Raw genomic sequence first — 21,764 nt, 5'->3', positions numbered from 1 at the left:
CAACCGGAGCGACTGGCGCAACTGGGGTCACGGGCTCAACGGGAGAAACTGGCGCAACCGGAGTAACGGGATCAACAGGAGCAACTGGCTCAACGGGATCAACTGGAGTAACAGGAGCAACAGGTTCAACCGGCGCAACCGGCGCAACCGGCCCAACAGGAGCAACAGGAGCAACAGGATCGACAGGACCGACAGGGGCAACGGGTGTAACTGGAGAAATCGGTCCAACCGGTTCAACTGGCGCGACTGGCGCAACCGGTCCAACCGGAATCACGGGTCCAACCGGATCGACAGGCACAACCGGAATCACGGGTCCAACCGGAGCGACTGGCGCAACTGGGGTCACGGGCTCAACGGGAGAAACCGGCGCAACCGGAGTAACGGGATCAACAGGAGCAACTGGAGTGACTGGGGCAACGGGGATAACCGGAGTAACAGGAGCAACAGGTTCAACCGGAGCAACCGGCCCAACAGGAGCAACTGGATCAACTGGATCAACAGGAGCCACAGGATCAACAGGAGTAACTGGGGCAACAGGATCAACAGGAGTAACTGGAGTAACTGGAGCAACTGGAGTAACGGGATCAACAGGATCAACAGGAGCCACAGGATCAACAGGATCAACAGGAGTAACTGGAGCAACAGGATCAACAGGAGTAACTGGGGCAACAGGATCAACAGGAGTAACTGGAGCAACTGGAGTAACGGGATCAACAGGATCAACAGGAGTAACAGGATCAACAGGAGTAACCGGAGTAACCGGAGCAACCGGAGTAACAGGGCCAACAGGCTCAACCGGATCGACCGGAGTAACCGGAATAACGGGCCCAACCGGATCGACCGGCCCAACCGGCTTGACTGGAGTAACCGGAGCAACAGGAGTAACCGGAGCAACAGGAGCCGGAGCAACAGGAGTAACCGGAGCAACAGGAGTAACTGGAGCAACCGGAGTAACTGGAGCAACCGGAGTAACCGGAGCAACTGGAGTAACAGGGGCAACGGGAGTAACTGGGTCAACAGGAGTAACAGGATCAACAGGAGTAACCGGCTCAACGGGCCCAACCGGCGCCACAGGCAGTACACCGGCCTTGCTCTTCACAAGAACCAACGGGCCGCTTACTGTTTACCCGCCGTTAAATACAGAAATTCCTGTTGCTACGCTGGCAATCCCAGTTAATGCTTTGCAGAATGTAAAGCTGGATTATGCACTCAGCGTCGCGATAACAACTGCAGCGAATTCAAACTTTGTTTTTGAAGTGAGATTATATAGGGGAGCAGTGCAAATTCATACAAGAACTCTGTCGCGAACTAGTACTCTCGCAGCTACGGATAGTTTTTCGATTGCTGATACAACAGTGGATACTGCGCCGACCGCAGGAACGAACACTTACCAGCTCAGGGTTATTTTCACAACTGCTAATAATTTAACGACAGCAACTGCTCTCAATATCGATTTTAACAGCATAAGTTTTCCGACAACCTAATACAACAGCAGACTGATATTTTAAAGATGAAAGACCTGACTTATGCACAGTTAGGTCTTTTTTCTGTAAAGGCTGTATGATGCAGCCTAAAAGACATTTAAAAATTTGCCCAATAGAAGTGGGATTTTGCCACACCTTTTTTCTTCATGGAAATATTATGCGAATAGAGGTGGTGTAATGAGAAAAGGAGATACTTGGTATAACAGATACGACTCTTGGGATTACGACTGCCGGAATTGCAATGATTGTTGCTGTCATTTTCAACATAAAAGAAGAAATCAAAGGCGCAGTTATCAAAATCGGGCACATTGCTGTGAAGGATTCTGTTGCGAAAACTCTTGCTGCCATGAAAGATGGTGTCCATGCTGTCATCCAAATCATTTTCATGTAAGAGGATTCACCGGAGCAACAGGGTTTACCGGAGCAACGGGGCTGACTGGAGCAACGGGATTCACTGGAGCAACGGGGTTTACCGGAGCAACGGGGCTGACTGGAGCTACGGGCTCGACCGGAGCAACCGGCGCGACTGGAATAACCGGTGCCACCGGGGTAACGGGAGTGACTGGAATAACGGGCACGACTGGAGCCACCGGAGATCCCGGCGCTACTGGAGTAACAGGTGCCACCGGAGATCCCGGCGCTACTGGAGTAACAGGTGTCACCGGAATAACGGGAGCTACTGGAGTAACCGGCTCAACCGGCGCCACCGGAATAACGGGAGTAATCGGAGCAACCGGGGTAACGGGAGTAACTGGGGCAACCGGAGTAACCGGGGCAACAGGAGCAACAGGAGCAACCGGAGTAACGGGGGTAACCGGGGATACTGGAGCGACCGGAATAACGGGAGTAACGGGAGCCACCGGCGCCACTGGAGAAACCGGAGCGATCGGAGTAACCGGAGCAACCGGGATTACCGGGGCCACCGGGGTAACGGGAGTAACAGGCTCGACCGGGGTAACCGGCGCCACCGGAGTTACAGGAGCCGCCGGAGTTACAGGAGCAACCGGAGTTACAGGAGCCGCCGGAGTTACAGGAGCAACCGGAGTTACAGGAGCAACCGGAGTAACGGGATCAACTGGAATAACCGGCGCGACAGGAATAACGGGAGCCACCGGGGTAACAGGAGCAATTGGAGTAACGGGAGCCACCGGGCTCACTGGTGCCACTGGAGTAACAGGCTCAACCGGCGTAACGGGAATAACGGGAGCAACAGGAGTAACCGGAGCAACCGGGGTAACGGGAGTAACCGGGGCAACCGGAGCCACCGGAGCAACTGGAGCAACCGGAGCGACAGGAATAACAGGCGCCACCGGAGTCACTGGAGTAACGGGATCAACAGGAGCAACCGGGGTAACGGGAGTAACAGGAGCGACAGGAATAACGGGAGCAACCGGGCTCACCGGCGCCATCGGGGTAACTGGATCAACAGGAGCGACAGGAATAACGGGAGCCACCGGGGTAACAGGCGCCACCGGGGTAACCGGAGCAACAGGAATAACAGGAGCCACCGGGCTCACCGGCGCCACCGGGGTAACTGGATCAACAGGAGCGACAGGAGCAACCGGGGTAACTGGAGCGACCGGTGTAACCGGAGATACTGGAGTAACGGGAGCCACCGGGCTCACCGGTGCCACTGGAGTAACAGGCTCAACCGGCGTAACGGGAATAACGGGAGCCACTGGAGTAACAGGCGCCACCGGGGTAACGGGAGTAACCGGGGCAACCGGAGCGACTGGTGTAACAGGAGTAACGGGAGCAACCGGGCTCACCGGAGCGACCGGTGTAATCGGAGCGACAGGGATAACTGGAGCGACCGGAGTAACGGGAGCCACCGGGCTCACCGGCTCAACCGGAGTAACCGGCGCAACAGGGATAACGGGAGCAACAGGAGCAACCGGGGTAACTGGAGCGACCGGTGTAACCGGAGATACTGGAGTAACGGGAGCCACCGGGCTCACCGGTGCCACTGGAGTAACAGGCTCAACCGGCGTAACGGGAATAACGGGAGCAACAGGAGTAACCGGAGCCACCGGGGTAACGGGAGTAACCGGGGCAACAGGAGCAACCGGAGCAACAGGAGCAACCGGAGCGACAGGAATAACAGGCGCCACCGGAATAACGGGAGCCACCGGAGTAACAGGCTCGACCGGAGTAACCGGTGCAACAGGGATAACGGGAGCAACAGGGATACCGGGAGCAACCGGGGATACCGGCGCGACAGGAATAACGGGAGCCACCGGGGTAACAGGAGCAATTGGAGTAACGGGAGCCACCGGAGTAACGGGAACAACCGGAGTAACAGGCGCAACGGGAAGTACTGGTGCAACAGGAGTAACAGGAGCAACCGGGGTAACGGGAGCGACCGGTGTAACCGGGGATACTGGAGTAACCGGAGCGACCGGAATAACGGGAGCCACCGGAGCAACAGGAATAACCGGTGTAACCGGAGCAGGCGCGATCATTCCTTATGCTTCAGGTCTTCCCACTGCCGTGACGACCATTGCCGGCGGATTAATCGGAACGGTGAGCCTTGTCGGGTTCGGCAATTCTGTGACGGGTGTCAATGTCGGAGGGGGAGGTGCAATTGATCTTACCGGGGCTGGAGGAACTCTGCTGAACTTTGCTTTTTCTGCTCCGAGAAGCGGAACCATTACATCAATTGCCGCCTATTTCAGTACAACCGCGGCATTGTCGCTTGTCGGCTCGACTGTTACGATAACCGCACAATTATACAGTTCCACAGTGCCGAACAATACGTTTACGCCAATCCCCGGAGCATCCGTCACTTTAGCTCCTCCCCTCACCGGCATATTGTCAATCGGCAGCATCAGCAACGGAATCACGACAGGGCTGAACATTGCGGTAACTCCTCAAACCCGGCTGTTAATGGTATTCTCTGCCACTGCGACAGGCCTTTCGCTTATTAATACAGTGGCGGGATATGCAAGCGCGGGAGTTACGATTTCTTAAGTGAAAACGGCCAGACTGGTGCGGATCATCTAAGCTTGGAGAAGATATCACTTTCTCTTCAAGCTTTTTTGTTTTTACTTTTTGGGTAAATAAAGGCTGACGGGAATTTCCCGACAGCCGGCAGAAGTATTTACATGCCTTCTGAAGTTAATCAGTATCTTAATGAAGACGTTTTTAGTGAGTTCGAGTCATCCGTTGTGCCGGGAGTGTGAATTATCATCGAAACAGCGGTGCCTTCATCGGGGGTGCTGGCGATCGTCAATTCACTTCCGCAAAAATGCTTCAGCCGCCGATTGATATTTTTCAGGCCGACACTGCGATTAACATCAGATGACAAAATATCTTTCTGTATGTCCGGCATGATGCCGGTTCCATTATCCTCCACTTTGATAAAATACGTGTTTTCGCCTTGTTTTTTCGCTGTCAGCTTTATCCGTCCGCCGCCTCTTTTCTTACTGATCCCGTGATGAACGGCGTTTTCCACCAATGGCTGTATCATTAAAGGCGGAAGGGGGAAGTCAATGTCCTGTTCAATATCAAAAAGGATATCAATCCGTTTGCCGAAGCGAGTTTTTTCTATAGAAAGATATGACGTAATGATAGAAAGTTCGTTTCTGAATGAGCTGATGTCCGAAGTGTTTTGAAAATCAAAACTCATCCTTAAATAGTTTGTAAATGCAGCAGTCGTTTCCCGTGCTTTTTCAATATCCAAATGGCTGAGCGCGATGATTGTATTTAATACATTGTATAGAAAATGAGGCTTAATCTGCGACTGAAGAAATGCCATTTCTAAATTTGTGGCTTGGTGAGCCGTATGCTTCATCAAAATTAAATTTTTAATACGCGCGGTGAATTCAGAGTAATGATAAGGCTTTTGTAAGATGTCGTTTGCTCCGGCATGAAACGCCTTGTATTTGTCATGGCTGATAATGGCTGCCGTCACGATAAGAACCGGCAGATCGACCATGCTGAATCTTTCGCGGATGTTTGTGCAGACTTCAAAACCCGTCATGTCGGGCATCATCAAGTCTAATATGACCAAGTCGAGCTTCGAGGAAGAGACAGCTTGAAGCGCCTCTTTTCCGCTTTTTACTGCGATTACGTTATAAGGAACACCTTCCAGCATATCCGTTAAAATTTTCAAACTCTCGATGTTATCGTCGACGATCAGAATCGTCGGAGCCTCGATTTTTTCTGAGTGATAAGGCGTGATCAGCGAAATATCCGACATTCTCTGTCCGGGCTGTGATTTAGGAAGTTCGGTCTTTGCTCCCGGTAAAGAATCAATTTGAGCGGCGGGTAACGTAAAATGAAAGGCTGATCCTTGCGCCGCCGCTGACTCCGCCCAGATGTCCCCGTTTTGGAGCTTGACGAGCTGTTTCACAATACTTAAACCTAAACCCGTTCCATCTTCTTCCGTCCCTCCCGCTTGCTGAAAAGAATCAAAAATGGTTTCAAGATCAGCCGCAGGAATGCCGCTGCCGGTATCGGCCACCGTGATTTGAATCATTTTGTCATTCAGGCTTTCAGCAGAAAGAATAATGTTCCCCTCGGATGTGTACTTGATTGCGTTTTCAACAAGATTGGTTAAGATTTGCCGGAATCGGTTTTCATCTGCAAGCACCAAAGGGAGGCCGTCCGGCACATGATTAAGAATGGCAAGATTTTTATGTTTGGATAAAAGCCGGTAGAAGTTCATCTCACTGCATATGACGGCATGCACATCGACGGGAACCGGACGAATCTGCAGCATACCCTGCTTCATTTTTTCCAAATCAAGAATATCATTTACGAGATCAGAAAGTCTGTAGCCCATACGGATGATCAGCTGCATATTTTCTTTCTCTTCCTCTATCGTCTTCTTTTTTCTGCCGGCTACAAGGGTTTGGCATATATTAATAATGCTGTTCAGCGGCGTCTTGAATTCGTGTGAAGTTTTGGCGATAAATTCATCTTTCAGTTGGTCGATTTTGACTAATTTCCGTGAGAGGACTTCATTGTCCCGGAAAGCTCCGGCGAATTGCTGCGCCATCAGAAGAACCACCGCCAATAAAGCGATGACTGTCGGCAATGAATAGAGCGAATTAAAAGAAAAAGCCGTTTTGCCGCTGTAAGCTGAAATGGTCGTAAGAATCACAAAAGCGCTCATCGAGACGGATGCGAGTGTAAGGTACGTGCTTCCTTTTATTTTTCTTATGGCGGCAATCGTAAAAATATATGTAATATAAAACAGAGTCGTAACGGCAAGAACAGAATGTAAAATGTATGAGAGATGGTCAATGAAACTTCCGGACATAAAATCAGTGATCAAGATGATCCCGGATAAAGCGGTTAAAATGGTGATCGTCGTTTTTGAGACAATTTCTCTGTATGCATAAAAGAGATAAAGAAAAACCGCCATGCTGACAAGCACGGTTGAGATGATACGCAAGGAATTCAGCAATGAAAATGAAATAGACGGAAAGAGGAGAAAGATAATTCTTTCTTTCCCGATCATAAGAATAATGGCAGAAAAAAGCAGACACATCACGGAAAAGAACAATAAATGTTTATCCTTTGTCCGTTGCAGAAAAAAGCCGAGAAAATATAAACCGGTAATGAAAAAAGCCGTAATCATAATGGAATCATTGAAAAAGGAAATTTGATTCTCGCGTATAATTTGTTCCTGAGTCCCAAACGTTATCGGTTTTGCGATCCCCCAGCCGGGAACTTTTCCGAAATTCGAAAAATGCAGGACAAGTTCATTGTCACCCTTGCGAAGCCTGAAAAAGCTGCTGTACGGTTTGTTCTGCGCCTTAAAATCAGCTTTTTCTGAAGGATTGCCGCTCTGTCCGATTACTTTTCCATTAAGATAAAGGCGGTTTGAACTGTAGATAAAAGATGTGCTGATCCCCAGAACCTGATTGTCTTCATTTGAGCGGATTGTCAGTTTGTACGTTCCGTAATCCACGTCGGCCGTTTTTCCGAACAGCTTCACATTGACGGGGACATCAACGAGTACGGGATTTTTTCCTTTTGCTGAATGAAGAGCCTGCGGTGACAGCATCTGATTTGGATATAGAATCCATTTCCCGTTCAGCTGGACATTTCCATCCTTTTGAAAATCCCACTTTTCCAGATTGATCACGCCCTGTTCCGCTTGAGGGAGGGATGATCCTGAAAAATAATTCAGGACCATAAAAATCATAAAGAAAGCGGCATAGCCGCAAATAATCGAAATCGAAATAAATTTTTCTTTCACATCATTACTCCTTTATCCCATTCAGGGGCATTCTATTATCCTATGTAATGTATAAATATTGTAATCACAAACGTTATAATACAACAAGAGAAAGAAAAAGAATCCAACTATATAGGGCATTAGGCATGGTATAATTGAAATTATTTTCAGATATATCTATATTGACGGGTGGGATGCGGTTTGAAAGCGTTAATTGTGGATGATGAGGAACTGGCATTGCTTCATTTTAATCGTATGCTTGAGCGGACAAACGCCTTTCAATCTATTATAACGTTTCAAGATCCGGCGGAAGTTCTGGAGCATTCGGAGCTTTCAGCAGCTGATGCGGTGTTTCTTGACATTGAAATGCCCGGGATAAACGGTATTGAGCTTGCTGAATCGATTCAGGAGCTCAATGAAAATATCCAAGTTATTTTTATCACCGCTTATAATGAATTCGCGATCAAAGCGTTTGAATTAAATGCTGTCGATTATCTTTTAAAACCGGTTGACAATGCCCGGCTGCTGACAACTGTTGAGCGAATCCGAATGAATAAAAAACTCAGGACGGCAGAAGAGAATACCGGGACGGATTATGTTATACAATGTTTTGGGAACCTGGACTTTTATCAATCGGTAAATGGTGTCAAAACATACATAACAGTCAAGTGGAGAACATCCAAAGCCCGTGAACTGTATGCATTTTTACTTCTTAATCAAGGGCGCACAGTCAGTAAAGATATGCTGATGGAAATGTTTTGGCCTGCTTATGATATATCAAAAGCAAGCACCCAGCTCTATTCGACAATATATCAGATACGGAAATTAATCGGTCAGCTGCCCTTCAGCCAATCAATAGAAAATACCGATATAGGATACATTCTCCGGCTTTCCGGGGTAAAGATTGATACAGTTGAATGGGAAAAAACATTAAAAGAGGCTCCTCCGCTCAGCGCAGCTGCACTAACCCGGCACATGAACATTGTCATGTCATATGAGAACCATTATCTCATGGAGAATGGCTATCTGTGGGCGGAGCCGGAAAAAGCGCGTCTTGCCCATCTGTGGCTCAGCAAAGCGTACGAACTGATTGGTTTTCTCATCCAAGAGAAGAACGATCATCAAGCGATGGACATTTGCCTGCAGGTTGAGAAAATAGAGCCCGGTGACGATAAAATTATACAATACAAACTGCAGTTATTTAATAAACTGGGAAAGGTAGAAGAGGCGATAAAGGAATACGAACGCTATAAACAATTAAAAGATAAAATCAATTGACGATTGAATGACCGGACCGGCTGATGCCGGTCTTTTTTTGTGCGCTATTTCTGAAATGATCCCATGTACAGAATTTGTATAGGCCGATTTCATACAATGTAGTTTGGTTCGGATAAGGAGAATCCCATGCTTACCGGCTTGTTCGAACGTAAGTCTATATAAAAGGGGAGGAATAAGACTTGGGAGTGAGGAACTTTTCGTTCAGCCCGAAAAAAAGCAAAAGGCTGAGGCCGGCATTGATTTCATGCTTCACGCTGTTTTTCATCTTCAGCCAGGTTGTCAGCTTTACTCCGATCGCAGCCGCTTCCGGATCACAACAAAGCGAGAGCGGGTTCTTTGATTCAGTTGCAGTCAAAGACGGCAGACAGCAGACTGTTGACGGGTCAAAAGCCAGTGAACCGGCTTTAGCACCGGGAGATAAAGTGACACTGACATACGAATGGTCACTAAAAAACAAGGAAGATGCAAGTGACCGGAATATCACCATAAAGGTTCCGGAAAGTTTTACATTAGATAACGATGCCGAAGGTGAGCTGAAATCAGCTGATCGGGTGATCGGTATATATAAAGCTGAAGCGAAAAGCAGCACGCTGGAAGTGAAAGTGAATGATGCTGAAGCGGATGCCGGGGATGCCAATGGCTCCATTACACTGTCGGCGAAGTTTACTCCCGACATAACAGATGAGACGAAAATGGCAAAAGCTCTTTTTCAACTGGATGCCGGCAAGACCCAGCAGGTGTTAATACCTGTGAAGAAAGACGGAACAACGGATTCCGAAACAGAAAAAAACACCTCTTCAACACCTGCTGAACCTCAGGAAAAGACAGAGAAAAAATCAGCATCTGCAGACGGCGGGGAGAAAGCAGAAAAGACAACGAAATCAACACCTTCTGCTAAACGCAGTCAATCAAAAATGGTGGTTTCAAGCAAATCTGCCGCTAAAAGCCTTCAATCAGGCGGAAGCCAGATTACGCAAAATATTTTAACTGATGTGAAATTGACGGATGAAAAAGGAAAACCATATGACAAAAACAACCCTGCGAATACGAACTCTCCGGCAAATATCACGATTCAATGGGCGATTCCGAATGAGCTGGGAAAAATAATAAACGACGGTGATCGATATGAATTTGATCTGCCTAAAGAATTTATCATGCATAATGACATTACGAACCAGCCATTGACCGACGGCGATAGTACGTACGGAACTTTTTCCATTAATACGAGCGGCCATGTCATCATGACGTTTAACGGCGAGGTAAAAGAAGATTCTAACGTCAAGGGGTCATTGTATGTAAACACCCAATTCAATCAGAAAGAAATAAAAGGATCCACCACACAAAAGATTAAGTTTCCGGTTAACTCTGATACGCCGGACGTAACGGTTTATTTTAAACCGAATGTCAATAAAACCATTGAGAAATCAGGATCATTGGATAAAGGCATTAATCCCGGAAAGGTAACGTGGACGGTTGATCTTAATAAAAAGGAAGAAGAAGTCAAACATGCGAAATTGACTGAAAGCCTTCCGGACGAATTGACTTTCCGCTCTGTGAAAGTGTATGAACTTGATGTGAATATTGACGGCTCGGTGAGTCAGGGAAATGAGATAACTTCAGGTTATACCGTTGACGAAAACGGTAATGTCACCTTCGCCGGGACGATTGATTCAGCCTACCGGCTCATATATGACACGGAAATTAAAGATGAGGCAAAGCCGGGTAAAGGCGGAAACATCACGCTGACAAACAAGGCGGGATTCAGCGGAGAAAATGCGGAGCCGATTTCTGCAGAAGCTTCCGTAACAGCGGGTTACGGAAAAATGATAGAAAAATCTTCGACAGGTTATAAAGGAGAAACCCAAACGTTCAGCTGGGCTGTTATGTACAACTACGGTGAGAAAAAGATTGATCAATCCAAAGCCGGCATCAAGGATACGTTTGGATCAGACGATCTGCATCTTGTTCCCGGTTCATTGAAAGTCCTTCCGATTACATTCAGCCAAAACGGCAGCGAACAAGAGGGCGCCCCATTAAAAGAGGGTGAGGATTATACGCTGACTGATAACGGGACCGGCTTTGACATAAAATTCAAGCAAACTGTCACAGGAGCATATAAGATCATTTATCAATCTCAAGTCAACGATGGGGTCATTATTGACAGTCCTGTCAAATACACCAACACAGCAGTGACAGATACAGGGGAATCAAAGGAAACTCCGGGAACCGCCATTCAGCAGAATCTGATTAAACATTATTCAAACGCAGACTATGAGAAGAAGACGGTTGATTGGACAATCACAGTTAATAAAAACGGTTACACAATGAAAGACTGGACGCTGGATGATCAATTCACCAGCGGAGGCCTGGCGCTCATTGACGATTCATTTCACATGCAAGACACGACTGAAAACAAAACGCTGAAAGAAGGAACAGACTATACATTAACAAAAAAAACCGGAAATCAAGGCTTTACAATAGCATTGATCGGGGATTATGCAGAAACAAACAGTCAGTTTAAGATCACGTATACGACAAAATTCAACGCTGACTTTTCAAACGAAACGATTAAGAATACGGCGGAGTCCACATGGACCGATAAAAACGGCGGCAAACGCACAAATAAGGAATCGAGCGGCTTCACACCGAACAATCAGACGTCCCATAACGGATTCAAAAACGGCTCATACAACGCTGTTTCAAAAGAAATCACATGGAAAGTCGGCATCAATTATAATGGCGAACCTTCAAAAAATCCTTATATAAAAGATACGATCACAGATGGTCAGCAATTTTTGCATGGATCGGTTGCTGTCAAAACGTATACTATCAGCAAAAACGGCTCCATCACTGAAGGAGAGGCGCTGGATTCTTCAAAATATGAAATAGAAGAGCCGTCAGACGGCAACAAAAATACGTTAACCGTACATCTCAAAACAGATGACGCTGTACCATACCTGATTGAATTTAAAACGTCATTAAAAGGCCAGGTCATCAAACAGAATCAATACACAAACAAAGCAGAGTACTTTAATAATGACCGCGCAGACCGAACGCTGACGGGTTCAGTTTCCATCGCAAACGGAGGAAACCTGATTTCTAAAGGCGGCAAACAAAACGGAAACAATATCGATTGGAACATCAATGTCAATGCCAGCCAATCGACACTGGATGACGTAAAAGTCAAAGACACACCGGATGAGAATCAAATAATAGATGAAGATTCTTTTAAAGTATATCAAGCAAAATATAATGAGAACGGCGTTATGAAAGACAGCAGCGGAAATCTTATTCCGGGTGATGTGCAGCTTGAGAAAGATAAGGACTATAAAGTAGATATGAAAACTGACAATGCCACCGGTGAACAATCATTTGTCCTTACCTTTACAGGCGGCTATAAACAAATCGATCGTGCGTATGTCATACAATATCGTTCTCTCATTAATATTTCCGGCAGCAGCGGTCAGGTCAGCAACAAAGTGTCGATATCAGGGACGAATGTTGAGGAGCAGACCCAAGAGAACAACAGCTCAGTGTTTGTCGCCATTTCAAGCGGCGGCGGCTCAGGATCAGGAGAGAAGGGAAGCCTGACGATATCTAAAACAGGATCAGACGGAACATCTCTTTCAGGAGCAGATTTTCAATTATGGTCTAAAGACGGCAAGCAGCTGCTGCGTACGGGCACAACAGATGATGCCGGTAAACTTACGTTTGGGAATATCCGTTACGGAACCTATGTACTGAAAGAAATAAAAGCTCCAGACGGCTACACCATCAGCGATGCTTATGTAAACGGGGTCTCCGTTACGATTGACGGCAAATCCTCCGCTGCAGGAGCACTCTATAAAGTCATAAATCAAAAAAATAAGGTGACGCTTATCAAAAAAGACGAAAACAACAAGCCTTTGGCCGGTGCTGTATTTAAGCTTGAGAAAAAATCAAGCGACGGTACCTATACTCTGATAAAAAATAATATTGAAAGCGATAAAAATGGGAAAGTTGAGATAAACGGTTTGCCCGCCGGATACTATCGGCTGATGGAGACGAAAGCCCCATCAGGGTTTATCGTCAACACAAAAGCCATTCACTTCTCAATCGCAAAGAACGAAAAGAATCAAGTACCTGATGTTGAATTGGGATCAATGGTGAATTATAAAGGAAAAGCCGCATTAACGAAGAAAGATGCAGACGGCGGGAATCTTGAAGGAGCAGTTTTCAAAATCATCGACAGTGATGGTAAAACGGTTCAGGAAGATCTGGTTTCAGATAAGGACGGAAAAATAGAAACATCCGGCCTTGCACCCGGTCATTACGCCTTCATTGAAACGAAAGCGCCCGACGGCTATGTGTTAAATACGGAGAAAGTAGAGTTTACCATCTCAGAAACAGCGGAAGGAAAGCCGGAATCAACTGACGCAGGAACGGCCGTCAACTATAAAGGCTCTATCCGGCTGACGAAGGAAGATGCGGAAGGCCGAAACCTTGAAGGTGCAGTCTTCAAAATCGTCGACCGTGATGGAAAAACGGTTAAAGAAGATCTGGTTTCAGATAAGGACGGAAAAGTAGAAACATCCGGCCTTTCACCCGGTCATTACGCCTTCATTGAAACGAAAGCGCCCGACAGCTATGTGTTAAATACGGAGAAAGTAGAGTTTACCATCTCAGAAACAGCGGAAGGAAAGCCGGAGTCAACTGACGCAGGAACGGCCGTCAACTATAAAGGCTCTGTCCGGCTGACGAAGGAAGATGCGGAAGGCCGAAACCTTGAAGGCGCAGTCTTCAAAATCGTCGGCAGTGATGGAAACACGGTTAAAGAAGATCTGGTTTCAGATAAGGACGGAAAAGTAGAAACGTCCGGTCTTGCACCGGGGCATTACGCCTTCATTGAAACGAAAGCACCCGACGGCTATGTGTTAAATACGGAGAAAGTAGAGTTTACCATCTCAGAAACAGCGGAAGGAAAGCCGAAGCCGTCTGACGCCGGCACCTTTGTCAACTATCAAGGCTCTGTCCAGCTGATCAAGAAGGATCAAGACGGAAACGTTTTAGACGGTGCAGTATTTAAAATCATTGACAGTGATGGAAAAACTGTAAGAGACGATCTGATGACAAAAGAAGGAGGCAAAATTGACGCCGGCGGTTTGGCGCCCGGAAACTATCAATTTGTTGAAACAAAAGCGCCGGATGGTTATCTGCTGTCAACAACCCCTGCGCCGTTTACGATTAAGGCTGAGAACAGCGGAAAACCGAATCAGGCTGCCCTGACTGCGGTTAACATCAAGAACAGCGTTATTCTCACAAAATTGGATCAAGGTGACAAACGGAAAGTCCTGCAAGGTGCGAAGTTTAATCTGACAGATGCAAACGGCAAAGTACTAAAAGAGGGTCTGACGACAGATGAGCACGGACAAATTATCGTACGGGGACTGAAAGCAGGCGAATATCAATTTATCGAAACAAAAGCGCCTGAACTTTACAGTTTGGATCAAACGCCAATATCATTCAAGATCACAAATACCGACATAAAACCAGTCGAAATCAGTGCGGAGAATACACTGACGCCTGGTGATGTCACACTGACAAAAGTGGATCATGACGATAAAAATAAGGTGCTGGAGGGTGCTGAATTCAAGATCACGGATTCTGCCGGACATCCGGTAAACACCGGAGGCAGCAAAGAACGGCCGGCGGTATGGAAGACGGATCAAAAGGGCCGGTTTACGGTGAAAGGATTGGCGCCCGGGCAGTATCAATTTATCGAAACAAAAGCGCCTGACGGCTATCAGCTGAACGAAAAACCAATTGAATTCACAATTGAAAAAGGACAGTCAAAAGCTGTTGAGGTCGTCGTTTCTAATAAGAAATTAAAAAATCCCGCACCTGGGAAAGACACACCGAATCATAAAACGAATCAAGGCGGGCATCACCCTGATACCAATGGTAAAACCAATCACTCGGATACAGGCAAAAACCTGCCGAAAACCGGTGATACGGACGGTATGATGCCGGTCACGGCCGGCATTCTGCTGCTATTAGCCGGCGGAGCCGCGGCTGTTGTATCAAGAAAGAAGAAAGCAAGGAATAGATAGACGTTATCGCACCTGATCATGTAAGAATCGATCAGGTGCTTTTTTAAAAAGAGAATCATTTCTCACCAAATACTCACCGTATGACGTACAAGAAAGGAATTTTCTTCATGGTTAAAAAAATGATCATTGCCGTTCTTATTTTGTCCGGGCTGCTTCTCATTTCCTCTCCTCTCATGAAAGGCTGTTTGATCGCGTACCTCAGTAAAAGCCAAGTTGAATCGGAATTGACCGCAGAACAAGCGCGGAAAAATAACATGAAAAAAGCGGACTATGATTTTGAATCCATTCATCCGCCCGGTTTCAGGGAAACAGTTCAGTCAAGTTTTAATCGCAAACCAAAACCGATAATCGGACGGATAACCATCAGCAGCATCGATTTAGACCTTCCGATTTTAAAAGGCACAACCAATGAAAACCTGCTGATCGGCGCGGCAACTATGCGTCCGAATCAGAAAATGGGCGAGGGAAACTACCCGTTGGCAGGCCACCATCTGAAGCAGGAGAACCTATTGTTCGGCCCTCTTTTACACATAAAAAAAGGCGCGCAAATCGTGATGACCGACTTTAGAAAAGACTATATTTATTCTGTAACATCAAAAACCATGATTTCAGAAATAGAAGCAAACGCAATTCAGGAGACAAAAGATAAAGAGATTACATTAATCACATGCGACAAAGCGGTAAGAACCGAAGGACGCCTGGCCGTCAAAGGAAAATTGATTGATATTTCCGGTCATTCAAATATATCTCAGCCATCATAAAGAATCATTCTGTCAACTGAATATATGTCCGTTGTTAAACATCCCGAGACTGGCTTCTGTCAGTCTTTTTTTTTTTGCGCAGCGATTATAAAAAGTTCATCCTTCTTATCTCCCTTGAGGGAAATTATACCAGACTGCACTTTTTGAAAGAAATGACAAGAGAAAAAGATCACGAAAATTCTCAAAAATGAGAAACAAAGATTTAAAAAGTGGTATGATTTTAGGAGGAAAGGACGGCTGGTGCTGTGTTGGAAGCAAAGCGGTTTTATGTCTCTCTGCAAATGAAAATCGCCGGATTAATTGCGGCTTTATTAATACTTGTCATCGGAACGCTCACAGTTATATTTGCCTTTCAGCAATTAAAGGAAGGCCAGAAGCAGGCTGAACAGCTGGCGGTGCAAACGGCAAAAACCATTTCATACATGCCTCCTGTAAAAGAGGCGTTCCGGCTTGCGGATCAAGAAGCTTTTACAAAGTTAGACGTTATTGAACAAATGAAAGAACAGGCAGGCGCGCACGCTGTCTATATTACTGATCAAAAAGGGCATGTTGCATTTCATTCGGCCCGCAGCAGCATTCCGAAAGAAAATCAAAATCTGCAAAATAAAACCGTCATGTTCGGCGGGTCTCCGGTTTCCGACGGAATGACGGCGGTCCGGGGAAGCGCCCCGATTATTCTGGAGGAAAAAAATCATAACGAAGTCGTTGGAACGGTGACAGTCGAGTTTTTACAAGATGAGATAGAAAAAGATATGAAAGCGCATCTGCGGCATTTAGGCTATTTTGCATGTTTGGTGTTTCTTATCGGCATCGGGGGAGCGGCGGCGCTCGCAAAAAGCATCCGTAAAGATACACTCGGCCTTGAACCGCATGAAATTGCAGCGCTGTACCGGGAGCGCAATGCGATGCTCCTTGCGATGAAAGAAGGGATTATCGCCGTAAACAAAGAAGGCGCGGTAACCATGATGAATTTATCTGCGGCTGATATGCTGAATCTTCCGGAACCGATGATAGGAAGGCATATAAAAGAAATCATGCCGGGCGCAAATCTCATGCCGGTTTTGGCAGGGGGAGAATTACCGCCGAACGTGGAGGTGCGTGCCGGAGATAAAGTATTTATCTTAAACGTGAAAGAAATGAAGCAGACCGGGCAAGTATACGGAGCGGTGATCAGCTTCCGCGAAAAAACGGAGCTCAAGAAACTGATTAACAAGCTGACTGAAATGAAAAAATACTCGGAGGATCTTCGGGCGCAAACGCATGAATTCTCGAATAAGCTTTACGCGATCCTCGGTCTGTTAGAGCTGGGAGAATATAATGAAGCCATTGAACTGATAAAAGAAGAGTACGCCATCCAGAATGAACAGCACGAAATCCTCTTTCAAAACATTCATTCACAGCGGGTTCAGGCCATACTATTAGGAAAAATGGGAAAGGCGTCTGAGAAGAAAGTAAAGCTTTCAATAGATGAAAACAGCTTTTTAGAATCGCTGCCGGAGCATGTGGGTTCATCCCAGCTCATTACGATCATCGGAAATCTTATTGATAACGCTTTCGAAGCCGTCGCCGAAAAAGAGAAAAAAGAGGTCGCCTTTTTTATGACCGATATCGGCAGGGATATCGTCATCGAAGTGGCGGATTCAGGAGACGGCGTGCCTCAGGAAAAAACAGAAACGATATTTGAAAAGGGCTACTCTTCAAAGGGGACGAGGAGAGGATACGGCTTAGCCAATCTGAAAGAAGCCGTCAGTGAATTGCAGGGATCGATAGAGATTTCGCAGCAAAAGAGCGGCGGTGCCGTATTTACGGTGTTTATACCGAAAGAAAGGCCAAAGGGGGAATCGGTGTGATTAACATCGCGATTGCAGAGGACGACTTTCGAATAGCGCAAATTCACGAAAAATTTATCGAACATCTTGATGGATTCAATGTCATCGGCAAAGCAATCAATGCCAAAGACACCATATCGCTGCTTGAGAAACGGCAGCCTGATCTGCTGCTTTTGGATATTTATATGCCGGATGAGCTGGGGACAGATCTGCTTCCCCTCATCCGCGGCCGTTTTCCTTCCGTTGATATTATCATTATTACGGCTTCTGCCGAAACAAGACTGCTGCAGGAAGCGCTCAGATCAGGCGTTTCCCACTATGTCATAAAGCCGGTGTCGGCACATAAATTTACAGAAGTGCTTTTGCAGTACCGGGAAAAAAGAGAATGGCTGCACTCACAGCCGGAGCTGAGCCAGTCCGTTATCGACATGTTTTTCGGAAGCGGTCAGAAAGAACAAAAACAGCTCAATGATCTGCCGACCGGGATTAATTCGATTACACTTCAAAAAATCAAAAACGCGCTCAGGGCAGCCCAAAAAGGGATGACGGCTGAAGAACTGGGCGAAAAAATGGGCGCCTCCAGAACAACGGCGCGGCGCTACGCCGAGTTTCTCGTTTCTCGGGAAGAAGCGCTCGCTGAATTAGAGTACGGCATTATCGGCAGGCCGGAACGGAAATATTATTTAGCACATGAATAAGGGATGGGAGAAATGAAGCGGTTGGGAGTGCTTCTTGTCATGCTGGCGGCGCTGGTTTCTTTTGACGGACGGCAGATGGCGGGCATCCGTTCAGCCGAAGGGCCGGTTGAAATTGTCGTCCCGGCGGCGCCTCAAGGGGGCTGGGACGTAACGGCAAAAGCTTTGCAATCGGTAATAGAGCGGAAGCAAATATTAGGCCGGCCCGTAAAGATCGTCTATAAACCCGGCGGAGGCGGAGACAGCGGCTGGAAATATGTAAACGAACGAAAAACGGATGTCATCAGTATGAATTCAAGCCTGCTGTTAAGCAATGAAATTTTGGGACAAAGCCGGCTGAAGGCAGCTGATTTTACGCCTTTGGCCATTATCGCAAAAGAGTGGCAGACCGTCGCTCTTCCGAAGGATTCAAAGATAAAAAGCGGAAAGCGGCTGCTCGGCGATATTAAAGCACATCCGGGCGGCATAAAAATCGGATTTGCGCCCGGCCTCGGAAATGATGACCAGCTCTCCTTTGCGAGAGCGGCGGAAATGGCCGGAATTTCTCCGTTTGATATCCGCTTTTTTCAATACGGGAGCAGCAATGAAGTCATTGAAGCTCTTATCAGCCACGAGATAGACGCCGCTTCAATGACCATTTCAGAAGCGAGAGACGCCTATCGGAAAGGGAAAATCACATTGGCGGCCGTTACGTCGGACAAAAGGCTCTCCGGCTTCAGCGATGTGCCGACATGGAAAGAGCAGGGGGTGCCGTTTGTCTTTGCGCACTGGAGAGGCATCATGGGGCCGAAAGACATGACCGAAGGCGAGATCGCCTATTGGGATCAGGCTTTGAAACAGATTACCTCATCCGCGGAGTGGAAGCAAATGTTGAAAAAACGGGATTGGGAGAGCTTTTATAAAAACAGCAGCGGCGCAAAACGCTTTTTAGAAGAGCAGACCGAGTTTTATAAAGAGATGATGAGCAGCGAAAAATAAGCCTTCCGCATATTTGCGGGAGGCTTTTGATTTATAAATGAACAAAATGAACGAAAAGGTTATAAAAAATTAAAAATCTTTAAAATCCAAAATATTTACTTCAATATCCAATTCTCATAAGATAGCAAAAAGGCGGATAAAGGGGATCGGGCCTTTAAAATGTAAGCGTATTCATAATAAGGGGGACATACTGTGTTAGCAATCTTAGGCTTTCTTATGATGCTTGTTTTTATGGTGCTGATTATGACAAAACGGCTTTCGGTGTTAACGGCGCTCGTATTAACGCCGATCGTGTTTGCGCTGATTGCCGGGTTTTCTTTTAACCGGGTCGGCGAGATGATGATTTCCGGGATTGAACAGGTGGCGCCGATTGCAGTTATGATTATGTTTGCGATTCTTTATTTCGGCATTATGATTGATACCGGTTTATTTGATCCGATGGTGTCGCGTATTTTAAAGCTGGTTAAAGGCGACCCGCTCAAAATTGTAGTCGGAACAGCCGTTTTGACCATGCTTGTCGCACTGGACGGAGACGGTTCGACGACGTATATGATTACGACAAGCGCAATGCTGCCTTTGTATATCATGCTCGGAATCCGTCCGATTATTTTAGCGGGAATCGCCGGTGTCGGCATGGGTATCATGAATACGATCCCATGGGGCGGGGCGACCCCGCGTGCGGCGAGTGCGCTCGGCGTTGACCCGGCAGAGCTGACGGGGCCGATGCTGCCTGTCATTGCCAGCGGAATGGTGTGTATGATTGTGGTCGCTTATGTACTCGGAAGGATGGAAAGGAAACGGCTCGGGGTGATCGAATTAAAGCAGCCGTCCCATACAAATGAAACGGCTGCGGCTGCGGAAGATGAATGGAGGCGGCCGAAACTGTGGTGGTTCAATTTACTGTTAACGCTTTCTTTAGTGGGATTTTTAGTGTCAGGAAAAGTGAATTTAACCGTGCTGTTCATCATTGCGTTTTGTATCGCGCTGATTGTCAACTATCCGAAGCTTAACGATCAAAGGGAGCGTATTTCAGCCCATTCGAGCAATGTGCTTGCGATCGGTTCGATGATTTTTGCCGCAGGGGTGTTTACCGGAATTTTAACAGGGACGAAGATGGTTGATGAGATGGCCATTTCCCTCGTATCGCTTATTCCGGAACAGATGGGGGGATTTATTCCGGCGATTGTTGCCTTAACGAGCGGTATCTTTACGTTTCTGATGCCCAATGACGCCTATTTTTACGGCGTGCTGCCCATTTTATCCGAGACCGCCGTGGCGTACGGTGTAGATAAGGTGGAAATCGCCCGCGCTTCGATCATCGGCCAGCCGATTCATATGTTAAGCCCGCTCGTGCCGTCGACGCATTTATTAGCCGGGCTTGCCGGGGTCACCATTGATGAACACCAGAAGTTTGCGATGAAATGGGCGGTTCTTGCCGTTATCGTCATGACGGCCTTTGCGCTCATCATTGGCGCAATCACGATTTTTTAACATAAAACACCCGGTTCGTCGCACACTAAAGGCATCAGAGGAGGTGCCATGATGAGTGATCCGTTTATGCCGCTTTTTTCAGTGAGAAGCGGCGCCGGTTTTAAAGCGGCGGACGGCGTTTACGGACTGACCGTGCAGATTGCGAATGTTTACTTTATCGAAAATCCCTCAGCTCCGCGGGAAATCATTCTGGTTGACGCGGGAATGCCTCAATCGGCGGAGATGATAACAGAAGAAATGAAACGCCGGTTCAAAGAGGGGTATCAGCTGAAGGCGGTCATTTTGACACACGGCCATTTTGATCATGTCGGTGCGATTGAAGAACTGCTTGAGCTTTGGAATGTGCCGGTTTACATTCATGAAAAGGAGCTCCCGTACGTCACGGGGAAAGCGGATTATCCGCCTGCCAGGCCCGATGCGAAAAAAGGGCTTGTCGCAAAGCTGTCACCGCTGTTTCCGCGCCATACGATCCGCATTCCGTCCGTTCAGGCACTGCCTTCAGACGGTACCGTTCCGTTTCTTGAAGAATGGAAATGGGTGCATACGCCCGGTCACACCCCCGGCCATATTTCATTATTCCGGGATAAAGACCGCGTTCTGCTTGCCGGTGATGCCGTGATCACTGTTGAACAGGAATCGCTTGCGGACGTTGTCATTCAAAAACAAGAGCTTCACGGGCCGCCCGCCTATTTTACAGCGGATACGCAGACGGCGGCCGCATCCGTTCAGAAACTGGCCGAACTGGAGCCGGAAGCGCTTTTGACGGGTCACGGAATTCCGATGACGGGAAAAAACTACCGTGAGGATTTGCTTACACTGGCTGAAAAACTGCATTCCGTTTTGTAAAACACCTGCGAAAATCACAGGTGTTTTTTCTATGCAGTTTCCAGTATGATACAAAAAAACCATTGTGTTCACTCCTAAAAACGATACAATGGGAAACAGATGTAAATTGAAGGAGAGAGTTTT

The 21,764-nt window shown here is 47.1% G+C and carries 11 protein-coding genes and 2 pseudogenes; 11 read left to right on the top strand and 2 right to left on the bottom strand.

Annotated features, from left to right (window positions below; all coding sequences use genetic code 11):
- The 3 genes and pseudogenes from HWY38_RS19305 to HWY38_RS19215 all read left to right on the top strand — a co-directional run.
- Window positions 1-1,484 (top strand): annotated as a pseudogene (locus HWY38_RS19305) (hypothetical protein); the annotation flags it as partial.
- A 241-nt stretch (window positions 1,485-1,725) separates the two neighbouring features.
- Window positions 1,726-1,875: a hypothetical protein gene (locus HWY38_RS19090; protein ID WP_224182410.1), complete on the top strand. Its 150-nt coding sequence runs from the start codon at window positions 1,726-1,728 to the stop codon at window positions 1,873-1,875.
- A gap of 167 nt (window positions 1,876-2,042) precedes the next feature.
- A complete protein-coding gene (locus tag HWY38_RS19215) occupies window positions 2,043-4,454 on the top strand; it encodes an exosporium glycoprotein BclB-related protein (protein ID WP_317986225.1) in 2,412 nt (803 codons plus the stop codon).
- Window positions 4,455-4,605: 151 nt separating this feature from the next.
- Here HWY38_RS19215 and HWY38_RS19075 read toward each other — a convergent pair whose 3' ends face one another.
- Together HWY38_RS19075 and HWY38_RS19070 are read right to left on the bottom strand one after the other, a co-directional pair.
- Complete coding sequence (locus HWY38_RS19075) at window positions 4,606-5,685, bottom strand: response regulator (protein WP_224182411.1); 1,080 nt, start codon at window positions 5,683-5,685, stop codon at window positions 4,606-4,608.
- A gap of 72 nt (window positions 5,686-5,757) precedes the next feature.
- Window positions 5,758-7,071 (bottom strand): annotated as a pseudogene (locus HWY38_RS19070) (ATP-binding protein); the annotation flags it as partial.
- Window positions 7,072-7,875: 804 nt separating this feature from the next.
- Between HWY38_RS19070 and HWY38_RS19065 the strand changes: the two are divergent.
- The 8 genes from HWY38_RS19065 (at window position 7,876) to HWY38_RS19030 (ending at window position 21,641) form a co-directional block, all read left to right on the top strand.
- On the top strand, window positions 7,876-8,952 hold the full coding sequence (locus HWY38_RS19065) for a response regulator (RefSeq protein WP_224182409.1): 1,077 nt from the start codon (window positions 7,876-7,878) through the stop codon (window positions 8,950-8,952).
- 179 nt (window positions 8,953-9,131) lie between these two features.
- Window positions 9,132-15,041 carry a SpaA isopeptide-forming pilin-related protein gene (locus tag HWY38_RS19060; RefSeq protein ID WP_224182408.1) on the top strand — a complete coding sequence of 1,970 codons (5,910 nt, stop codon included), beginning with the start codon at window positions 9,132-9,134 and terminating at the stop codon, window positions 15,039-15,041.
- A gap of 107 nt (window positions 15,042-15,148) precedes the next feature.
- On the top strand, window positions 15,149-15,802 hold the full coding sequence (locus HWY38_RS19055) for a class A sortase (protein WP_224182407.1): 654 nt from the start codon (window positions 15,149-15,151) through the stop codon (window positions 15,800-15,802).
- 245 nt (window positions 15,803-16,047) lie between these two features.
- Window positions 16,048-17,652 (top strand): ATP-binding protein, encoded by a 1,605-nt coding sequence (locus tag HWY38_RS19050; protein ID WP_224182406.1) that lies wholly within the window; start codon window positions 16,048-16,050, stop codon window positions 17,650-17,652.
- Window positions 17,649-18,329, top strand: coding sequence for a response regulator (locus HWY38_RS19045; protein WP_007610021.1), 681 nt, complete (start codon window positions 17,649-17,651; stop codon window positions 18,327-18,329). Before HWY38_RS19050 ends, HWY38_RS19045 begins: the two co-directional genes overlap by 4 nt.
- A 12-nt stretch (window positions 18,330-18,341) precedes the next feature.
- The gene (locus HWY38_RS19040) at window positions 18,342-19,304 is read left to right on the top strand and encodes a tripartite tricarboxylate transporter substrate binding protein (RefSeq protein WP_012117061.1); all 963 of its coding nucleotides are present in this window, start codon (window positions 18,342-18,344) and stop codon (window positions 19,302-19,304) included.
- Window positions 19,305-19,496: 192 nt separating this feature from the next.
- Window positions 19,497-20,795, top strand: a complete 1,299-nt coding sequence (locus HWY38_RS19035) for a citrate:proton symporter (RefSeq protein ID WP_224182405.1) — start codon at window positions 19,497-19,499, stop codon at window positions 20,793-20,795.
- Window positions 20,796-20,846: 51 nt separating this feature from the next.
- Window positions 20,847-21,641, top strand: coding sequence for an MBL fold metallo-hydrolase (locus HWY38_RS19030; RefSeq protein ID WP_014417176.1), 795 nt, complete (start codon window positions 20,847-20,849; stop codon window positions 21,639-21,641).
- Window positions 21,642-21,764 lie beyond the last annotated feature (123 nt).

Origin of the sequence: Bacillus sp. KS1 (genome assembly GCF_020075515.1) — a bacterium.
GTDB lineage: Bacteria > Bacillota > Bacilli > Bacillales > Bacillaceae > Bacillus > Bacillus velezensis.
The sequence above is the reverse complement of the archived record's forward strand: the minus strand, read 5'-3'. Positions and strand labels throughout refer to the sequence as shown.